The sequence below is a fragment of the Microcoleus sp. PH2017_28_MFU_U_A genome, from assembly GCF_020738035.1.
GTDB lineage: Bacteria > Cyanobacteriota > Cyanobacteriia > Cyanobacteriales > Microcoleaceae > Microcoleus.
In genome coordinates this window covers 1-7,361 of the sequence record NZ_JAEQCX010000193.1, presented here as the reverse complement: position 1 = coordinate 7,361, position 7,361 = coordinate 1, and the positions used below count along the sequence as shown (strand labels likewise).

Sequence of the window (7,361 nt, the reverse complement as noted above, 5' to 3'; positions counted from 1 at the left end):
GGCATCTTGCCTGTTGCTAAGAAAGAAAGGGGGCGGGCAAGATGCCCACCCCACAATAAAATTAACTCTTTGTGGAACAGGCATCTTGCCTGTTGCTAAATATTTTCAAATACCACAGTTTCCGAATAATTACTTCTCAACTATCACCGGAGTACCCACTGCGACTTTCTCAAATAAAGCTTGGGCATCTTTATCAAACATTCTGACACAACCGTGAGAAGCCGCTCGCCCGATCGACTCTGGAGTCGGAGTCCCGTGAAAACCGATCACATTCTTACCATCCGTCCAAAACCCGATCCACCTGCTTCCCAGCGGATTGTCCGGCCCTGCGGGTACAAGTTCTCCCGTCCAAGGATGTTCCCAAACAGGATCTTTAATCATTTGCATGACTTTAAAGTTGCCCGTGGGAGTTTCCCAGCCGTCTTTCCCCACAGCCACCGGAAAACTGGCTTGCACCTTATTTTTGCGGTAAACATAGACCCGGCGTTCTCGCAATTTCAGCACTAAACGCACTTCCTCAATCGCATTTTCCGGCGCGTTTGGTTCCTGCGGAAGATACCTAGACGGTTCGCCTAATGGTGGCAGTTCGGGAACTCCGAGATTTGGCAATTTTACATCAGATTTTGGCTGCTGGGCGATCGCACTATTACTCCAATTAGCCACCGGTTCGGCAGCTACCTGCTGCTGTAAGGCGACAGACAGCGCCGCTGCGCTCAAACTCAGCACAATTAAGTTGTTAAATAAAAATTTGCTGTTCACCATTATTTTGTTCGCTAAACTCTTCACCAGCAGTTCCTACAAAGTTCTTATCTAATTATCCGCAAACTGCACCGGAAAGCCAAAATTTAGAGATGGGTTTTTTACTGTAAATGCCCTGCCCAGTTTTGAGTTTCCATTTCACAAATCATAACTTATTTAACTGCCACAAAATTGGTTTGTAGTGATGAATGCGATTCCAGGAAATTTGATGCGGACTAAAGTCCTCACTACAAACCAATATTTTTTATTGTCAGTATTTTTACGGATACGATCTAACTCAACACAAAACTTACGCACTAATATCAAAGAAACCGAGATTTTATACGGCTAATGGTGGTGCTCGGCGAGAGATTTTCGCGAACAAATCCGGTTGATGGGTAAATCGTGCAAGTCAATGATTGAATTTTACCTCCGACTCATTTGATTTTTTGATCTGTGGCAGACTGGCGATCGCAAATTGAAACTATGGCGCTGCTGCATCCGGCAAGCATAATCTGTCTGTTGGCAGAGTTTGCCGCCCGTGCCGCAACAGTTAGAGGGGCGCAAAAAAACGGAAACGGTCGATCGAACAAACTCAATATATCACGCCGACACTCTAGAGATCCGAAGCACTGAACTTCTTGTAACTTGGGAACTTATGATGTAAAATTTAGTCTTTCAAAACTTGTTCGATAATCTTTTTTTGAGATTGTCCTAAATTTACTACTCCGGGGATTAAACTGGATTAGGTTTAAAGGTTGGGACTTTCGCGCAGCGAAAGCAAGCCCGACCCTAAATAGCAGTTAATGTGAGGTTTCAATGCGTCTTCAGAAGATCAAATTATTTACAGGTGCAACCCTGTCGGTGCTAATATCGGCGGTTTCAGTGCTTCCTGCGATGGCTAACCCTCCAATTGAAATAGCCCAAACGCAGAGCACCACAACAGCCAACGCTCAAACCATTATTGGTTTTGTCAAAAATATTGTCGGCGACATAGTAACAATTAGCCCAGAAAGCGGGCCGTACAGGACTCTCAGGATTCAAAGATGCATCCTGAGAATTACTTCTCTGGTACCGGGAATGAAAGTCAGAGCCACCGTAGCCGGAGATCAGGTAGAAAGGCTCGTCGTGATCCCCGATTATAAAGTAGTCTCTACCACAGTTGTTCGTCCCCCCGCTCCAGCACCGCGTCCGGCCCCTGAACCGCCACCGCGTCCGGCTCCCGCTCCCCGCCCAGTTCCTCGTCCGGCTCCCGCTCCGGCTCCGCGTCCGATTCCGGCTCCGCGTCCAGCTCCTCCTGTGAGAGGACTTTGGTAGAACTAGATTTCTAACCAGAATTAAGCCACCGCGCGCGCGGTGGCTTCGCTTTTTCAGAGCAGTTAGAATAAAAGAATTGTCCAGCAATTGTTGAGAAATCGCTGCTATGTATTACCTGCGTTTCTTGCTGCTAATTCTGCTGTTACCCCTGGTTGCGTGCGATCGAGCTACCGATGCTACAGCGACTCCTGTACCCGCACCAACTCCGCTGTCGCAAATTCCCTCCGTTGCACCGCTGACAAATGTTCGTACAAATCAAATTGTACCGACCAAACCGCTATCGCCGCAGCCGATCCGCATTGTTGCAACTGCTTTGCCGCAGCCTTTCGCCACCCAAAGCGCCTCGAAACCTCCTCAAGTAGTACCGATTCCCCCATCGCCAGTGCTGCAAGTCCCTCCTGGCTTTGTCGTCAGCGTTTTTGCTGACAATTTAGACGCTCCCCGATGGCTGGCTTTGACGCCGACAGGAGATGTTTTGGTAACAGAAACCAGGCAGAATCGGATTAGGCTGCTGCGCGATGCCAACGGTGACGGCGTTGCTGAGGTGAACATGACTTTTGCCAGCGCCCAAAACGGCTTAAATATTCCCTTTGGCATGGCTTTTGCCGATCGCTATTTCTTCCTCGGAAACAGCGCCGAAGTCCGTCGATTTCCCTACACAAAAGGGCAAGAACAATTAACAGGTACTGGTGAAAAAATTGCCGATTTACCGGGCGGTGGCTACAACCAACACTGGACGCGAAACGTTGTCGCCTCCCCGGACAACCGTCGGCTTTTTGTATCAATTGGTTCCCAGTCTAATGCCGACTCCGAACCCTTACCCAGGGCGTCTGTGCAAGTGATGAATTTGGACGGTACAAACCAGCAAACTTTTGCTTCCGGTTTGCGAAATCCGGTGGGATTGGATTTTCACCCAAAAACCAATCAACTTTACACGACAGTCAACGAACGCGACGGTTTGGGAGATGATTTGGTACCGGATTACTTGACAAGAATTCGTCAAGGCGAGTTTTACGGCTGGCCTTACGCTTATTTTAAGCCAAATTTGCTCGACCCGCGCCACGTCAAAAATGGAAAGAGCGATCGACCTGATTTAGCGGGTAAAACATTGATGCCAGACGTGCTGTTTCAGGCCCATTCGGCAGCTTTGGGACTTCAGTTTTACGACGGGAAAACGTTTCCCAAAAGATTTTTTAACGGCGCGTTTGTGGCGTTTCGGGGTAGTTGGAACCGGAATGCAGGAACGGGTTATAAAATTGTGTTTGTACCTTTTAATGCGGCGACTGGACGCCCTCAAGGTTATTATGAGGACTTTCTGACTGGTTTTCTCACAGATCCGTCGGGCCCGAAAACTTGGGGGCGGCCTGTTGGTTTGCTGGTTTTACCTGACGGGAGTTTGTTGTTTACTGAGGAAGCCAATAACCGGATTTATCGCGTGCAGTATCGCCGCTGAGCAAAGGGCGATGGATTAGATACCCGACTTCTTGAAGAAGTCCGGTATCGGGCTGTTTAATCAGCTTCAAACCTTGCTAAGTTGAGATTCACCGGAAACTTTTTGAAAAATTAACAACTTATCTTCTGCCGCTGTTTCGCGATTTAAATCAGACAGTTCGTAATAGGAATCTGTTTCTGGCAAGTAGATTTCCGGTAAATTCTCAGGCAGGATTAAATAAGTGTTTTTCACCTGTAAAGCATTGTCTATATCTAATGAATATAGAAATCCGTCAACAGGATTTACAATTAACTGGTGAAATGAAACTTGTCCCTCTATGTAAAGCTTGAGAGTTGGTTGTGCAACTCTGAAAACCAACCAGCGATTGTACAAATTATCTACATCGCACCAAGAATAAAGATAGCTATCGCCGTATTCATTCTCAAAAAGCGATAGCAGGGGGCCGTCGAAATACTCTAAATTGACTATGCTTCTAAGAGATAAAGGAAATTTACTTAGTTTAAATCCTATTAATTGTTCCACTTTTTTTACCTTACAAGAAACATTCTAAATCAAAGGATAACCCGTCAAAAGTACATTGTGACCTAAGAATTTATCTTCATGGTGGTCAGTATTTCAGCGTTTCCTTGACTCCGAGTTTGCTTGGCTCAAAGATAGAGGCCATTCGACAGAATTTATGGAATACTGTATAATACTTTTCCCCACTATCAAGATCGTGCCAAAATCTTTGGTTGTGCATTGCTTCTCTTGCATAATAGCCAAATGTGTACAGTGCAATTTCCTTTTTCATTATACCAGACATAATCATAAAGTAAATCTCTTCCAAAAAGCAGATAAATACCTCTTTTTCCTGTTTTGTGACTGATATGCTGCTAGAGCTATCTTGCAAAAGCTCACAGACTTTCTGGATTGACTCGTTCTCATCGAATCTTTTGCTCATCTCATGAAATTTCTCATATCTACGTATCCTATTGAGATCTACGAACTCAAGAATGCCTTTCACAAAAGCTAGGATTCCTATTAGTCCACCAATAGCTTCAATAAAGTTTTTCATGATTATATATCAAGTGGGAAGAGATGATAATTATCCCCTATTATACTGATCGTTGGCAAAAAAGTCAGGGTGGGGTTCACCAGTATTTATACTTGTCGCAAAAATGACACGCTCCTATAAGAAACAAGATGTTATTACAAATTTTGCTGCTAAATCAGCAGTAGCAAATTCATGTATGCTCAAGTGACCGTTATCATCTATTTTGGAGACAACTCCATCTGTCTTGTCGATCGCTCCTGCTGCTATGTGAGTCCCCAGAGAATCGCGCAGTTTTTTTCTTTTTTTTGTTAGTTTTAAATAACGGTTTTCGGCATTTTCCCTGGTATCAAATAATGATAGCGCATAACCTTGACACCTGGTAGCTTCAGTTTCTGGTTTTAGGTTGCGCTGCGGAGTTATTATCAGCACCGGTTTAAAGTTATTAATAGCTCGTTCATCATTGGGCTCAAATACAAATCTAAAAGCCAGCATTTCTTGCGGTTCATAGTCCAGTGGCGGGCATTTAGTTGAAAGCTTATCTATATGTTCTTGGTGTTTGAAACACATATTGATAATTTTAGTATCCTAAAGGTTTTGTGTAAGCGCCCTAAAATCCCGAACCTGGTTGTTTGAGAAACTCTGCTTCTGCGGGAGTTGTGTCGCGTCCGAGAATTTGATTGCGGTGGGGAAATCGGCCAAAACGCTCGATGATTTTAAAATGCCGCACTGCAAAATTAATGACTGATTCGCTGTCAGGTTCGCCGCTGAGTTGGCGAAATAATTGCACAGATTTTTGCTGGTGTTCTAAGTTTTCGCTGTGTTCAAAAGGCAGGTAGATAAACCACTTTTGTACAGTCAACAATTCGCGATCGAAGTTATTGTTAACAGCGTGTTGGGCGGCGGCTAAGGCTTTGCTGTCTGTGGCGAAGGCTTGGGGATTTTCGCGAAACATATTGCGCGGAAATTGATCGAGCAGTATGATTAATGCTAGGCAGTTTTCCGGGGAATCTTGCCAGGAGTAGAGTTTACCGGATGCTGCTAGTTCGTATTCTGCTAGAAATAGCGATCGCACTTCCGTATCAAAATCGGCATCTTTCTCAAACCACTTCTTTTGAACTTTACCAAACTCTGGAGAGTTCGATCGACCAAACCAAAAATCTAAAACTTCATTCATTACCAATCTAGTTAGCCATTGATTATTGATGGCAATTGAGGCATCTGTAGTTGCACAAAATCTACTTGATGTGCAACTACAAATCGCAGCGATTAATGATTACCAAAGATGACTCCGCCCAAACACAGGTACTTGCTTTCCGACGCTATCGAGGGTGGAGAAAAAAAATTAGATTACAGAGTTTAAGCTTCCAGATTCATCTGTTATCGAGTAAATCTAAAATCTAAAATCTACAATCTAAAATCGACTGACTTAGGAACTTTTGCTGTCCGGTACTTAAATTTACGAACTGGTAAACAGTCTGTCCCAAGTTTTTCCTCCCACAATTCCGTCTACAGGAAGGTTGGCTTCCCGCTGAAATATTTTCACTGCATCTAGGGTTGTTCTACCAAAGATGCCATCAAGTGCGATCGGTTCTGGACACACACCGCGGGCGTTTAACAATTTTTGCAGTTTCCTCACATCTTCGCCTCTCGATCCGTGTTTTAAAATCCTTTTATGGAATCTAACTTCTGGTTCGTGGCAATCATTAGTGTGGCAAACTTTGTCGCCGGCGCCCCCTGAATAAGTGGCTGCATTGGCGCCTGTCAAAACTAATATGCCGAGAACTGCTAGTAAATAATAAAAAGTCTGCGATCCAACCATACTTTCCCTGTTAATTTTCTCAAGCGTTTTCTGCAAGTTTGACCCGCAACAAACGGGTAAAAGCCACCGACTAAAGTCGTGGACGATCTCAAAATTTTAGAATTTTGTTGAAGCTCCCAGATTCAATCCGAGAGTCAATCTAAAATCTAAAATCTAAAATCTAAAATCGACTGACAATTGTTTGAGAGTGAGAAACCGGGTTTCTGGGATGGAGGCGTCCAATCTCGATTGACCGGGTTTCTGGCAACAGTCAACAGACATTCTACAATATAAGTGGCTTTACTGCAAAATCTTTGATCGTGCAAGTTAAATTTTGTTGCTCTTGGGTTGCAGCAAAGGTAACAATTACTTCGCACGCTACAGAAACTGTCAGCATTACCAAGTTTCTCGCCAGCGGGTAATCGCAAACGTCATCATTCGCCGCGGTCGGAACCCGATAGTGTTGGTTCCAAATTATTTCGGAGTAATCGGCGGCTAATCCGACGTGCACGCAGGGAATGGAGGCACTCGCACAGTAATCTTTGACTGCTTGCCGCCCGATGCTGTTATCAAAAGTATCGATCGCCAGGGCGCTGTTGGCAAGCAGTCGATCGACATTGGCGGGTGTCAATTCCTTTGAGTGCACGTCAACGCTGACGGACAAAGCGCGGTACAGGTTGTTGGCGAGAATTTTGGCTTTGAAGGCGCCGATGTCCGATCGATAGTAGGGTTGAGTGGAAAGGTTGCGCTCTTCGATGCGATCGCGATCGACGACTCTTAACTGGCAAAAGCCCGATCGCGCCAGACTCTCTACAATATTCGCACCCAAAGCCCCCGCGCCGCACACCGTTACCGGGAAATTTTTAATCAGCGACATCACTGCGGCACTTCGGTAAAGTTGTTCGTGAAAAAATATACTCATAGTAATTGGTAATTGGGAATTGGGAATTGGGAATTGGGAATTGGGAATTGGGAATTGGGAATTGGGAATTGGGAATTGGGAATTGGGAATTGGGAATTGG

General features: G+C 44.9%; 9 protein-coding genes. 2 read left to right on the top strand and 7 right to left on the bottom strand.

The annotated features are described in order from the left end of the window. Window positions 1-129: 129 nt before the first annotated feature. Window positions 130-762 carry a L,D-transpeptidase gene (locus JGK14_RS33175; RefSeq protein ID WP_293198251.1) on the bottom strand — a complete coding sequence of 211 codons (633 nt, stop codon included), beginning with the start codon at window positions 760-762 and terminating at the stop codon, window positions 130-132. Window positions 763-1,557: 795 nt separating this feature from the next. Here JGK14_RS33175 and JGK14_RS33170 point away from each other — a divergent pair. After that, complete coding sequence (locus JGK14_RS33170) at window positions 1,558-2,055, top strand: autotransporter (RefSeq protein ID WP_293185026.1); 498 nt, start codon at window positions 1,558-1,560, stop codon at window positions 2,053-2,055. 106 nt (window positions 2,056-2,161) lie between these two features. After that, on the top strand, window positions 2,162-3,508 hold the full coding sequence (locus JGK14_RS33165; protein ID WP_293281857.1) for a PQQ-dependent sugar dehydrogenase: 1,347 nt from the start codon (window positions 2,162-2,164) through the stop codon (window positions 3,506-3,508). A gap of 66 nt (window positions 3,509-3,574) precedes the next feature. Here the strand turns inward: JGK14_RS33165 and JGK14_RS33160 are convergent, their stop codons facing one another. The 6 genes from JGK14_RS33160 to JGK14_RS33135 all read right to left on the bottom strand — a co-directional run bounded on the left by JGK14_RS33160 (window position 3,575) and on the right by JGK14_RS33135 (window position 7,261). Continuing rightward, window positions 3,575-4,030, bottom strand: coding sequence for a DUF6575 domain-containing protein (locus JGK14_RS33160; protein ID WP_293185023.1), 456 nt, complete (start codon window positions 4,028-4,030; stop codon window positions 3,575-3,577). Between the two features lie 85 nt (window positions 4,031-4,115). Next, window positions 4,116-4,562, bottom strand: a complete 447-nt coding sequence (locus JGK14_RS33155; protein ID WP_293281855.1) for a hypothetical protein — start codon at window positions 4,560-4,562, stop codon at window positions 4,116-4,118. Between the two features lie 114 nt (window positions 4,563-4,676). After that, the gene (locus JGK14_RS33150; RefSeq protein WP_293281853.1) at window positions 4,677-5,108 is read right to left on the bottom strand and encodes a hypothetical protein; all 432 of its coding nucleotides are present in this window, start codon (window positions 5,106-5,108) and stop codon (window positions 4,677-4,679) included. Window positions 5,109-5,148: 40 nt separating this feature from the next. Continuing rightward, window positions 5,149-5,715, bottom strand: coding sequence for a DUF924 family protein (locus JGK14_RS33145; RefSeq protein ID WP_293192404.1), 567 nt, complete (start codon window positions 5,713-5,715; stop codon window positions 5,149-5,151). 282 nt (window positions 5,716-5,997) lie between these two features. Further along, window positions 5,998-6,360, bottom strand: a complete 363-nt coding sequence (locus JGK14_RS33140; RefSeq protein WP_293185020.1) for a peptidoglycan-binding domain-containing protein — start codon at window positions 6,358-6,360, stop codon at window positions 5,998-6,000. Window positions 6,361-6,622: 262 nt separating this feature from the next. Then, window positions 6,623-7,261 (bottom strand): HesA/MoeB/ThiF family protein, encoded by a 639-nt coding sequence (locus tag JGK14_RS33135; protein WP_293185019.1) that lies wholly within the window; start codon window positions 7,259-7,261, stop codon window positions 6,623-6,625. Window positions 7,262-7,361: the final 100 nt, after the last annotated feature.

Coding starts and splice junctions, on each gene's coding strand:
- JGK14_RS33175 (WP_293198251.1), bottom strand. CDS start 762: ATGGTGAACAGCAAATTTTTATTTAACAACTTAATTGTGCTGAGTTTG.
- JGK14_RS33170 (WP_293185026.1), top strand. CDS start 1,558: ATGCGTCTTCAGAAGATCAAATTATTTACAGGTGCAACCCTGTCGGTG.
- JGK14_RS33165 (WP_293281857.1), top strand. CDS start 2,162: ATGTATTACCTGCGTTTCTTGCTGCTAATTCTGCTGTTACCCCTGGTT.
- JGK14_RS33155 (WP_293281855.1), bottom strand. CDS start 4,562: ATGAAAAACTTTATTGAAGCTATTGGTGGACTAATAGGAATCCTAGCT.
- JGK14_RS33150 (WP_293281853.1), bottom strand. CDS start 5,108: ATGTGTTTCAAACACCAAGAACATATAGATAAGCTTTCAACTAAATGC.
- JGK14_RS33145 (WP_293192404.1), bottom strand. CDS start 5,715: ATGAATGAAGTTTTAGATTTTTGGTTTGGTCGATCGAACTCTCCAGAG.
- JGK14_RS33140 (WP_293185020.1), bottom strand. CDS start 6,360: ATGGTTGGATCGCAGACTTTTTATTATTTACTAGCAGTTCTCGGCATA.
- JGK14_RS33135 (WP_293185019.1), bottom strand. CDS start 7,261: ATGAGTATATTTTTTCACGAACAACTTTACCGAAGTGCCGCAGTGATG.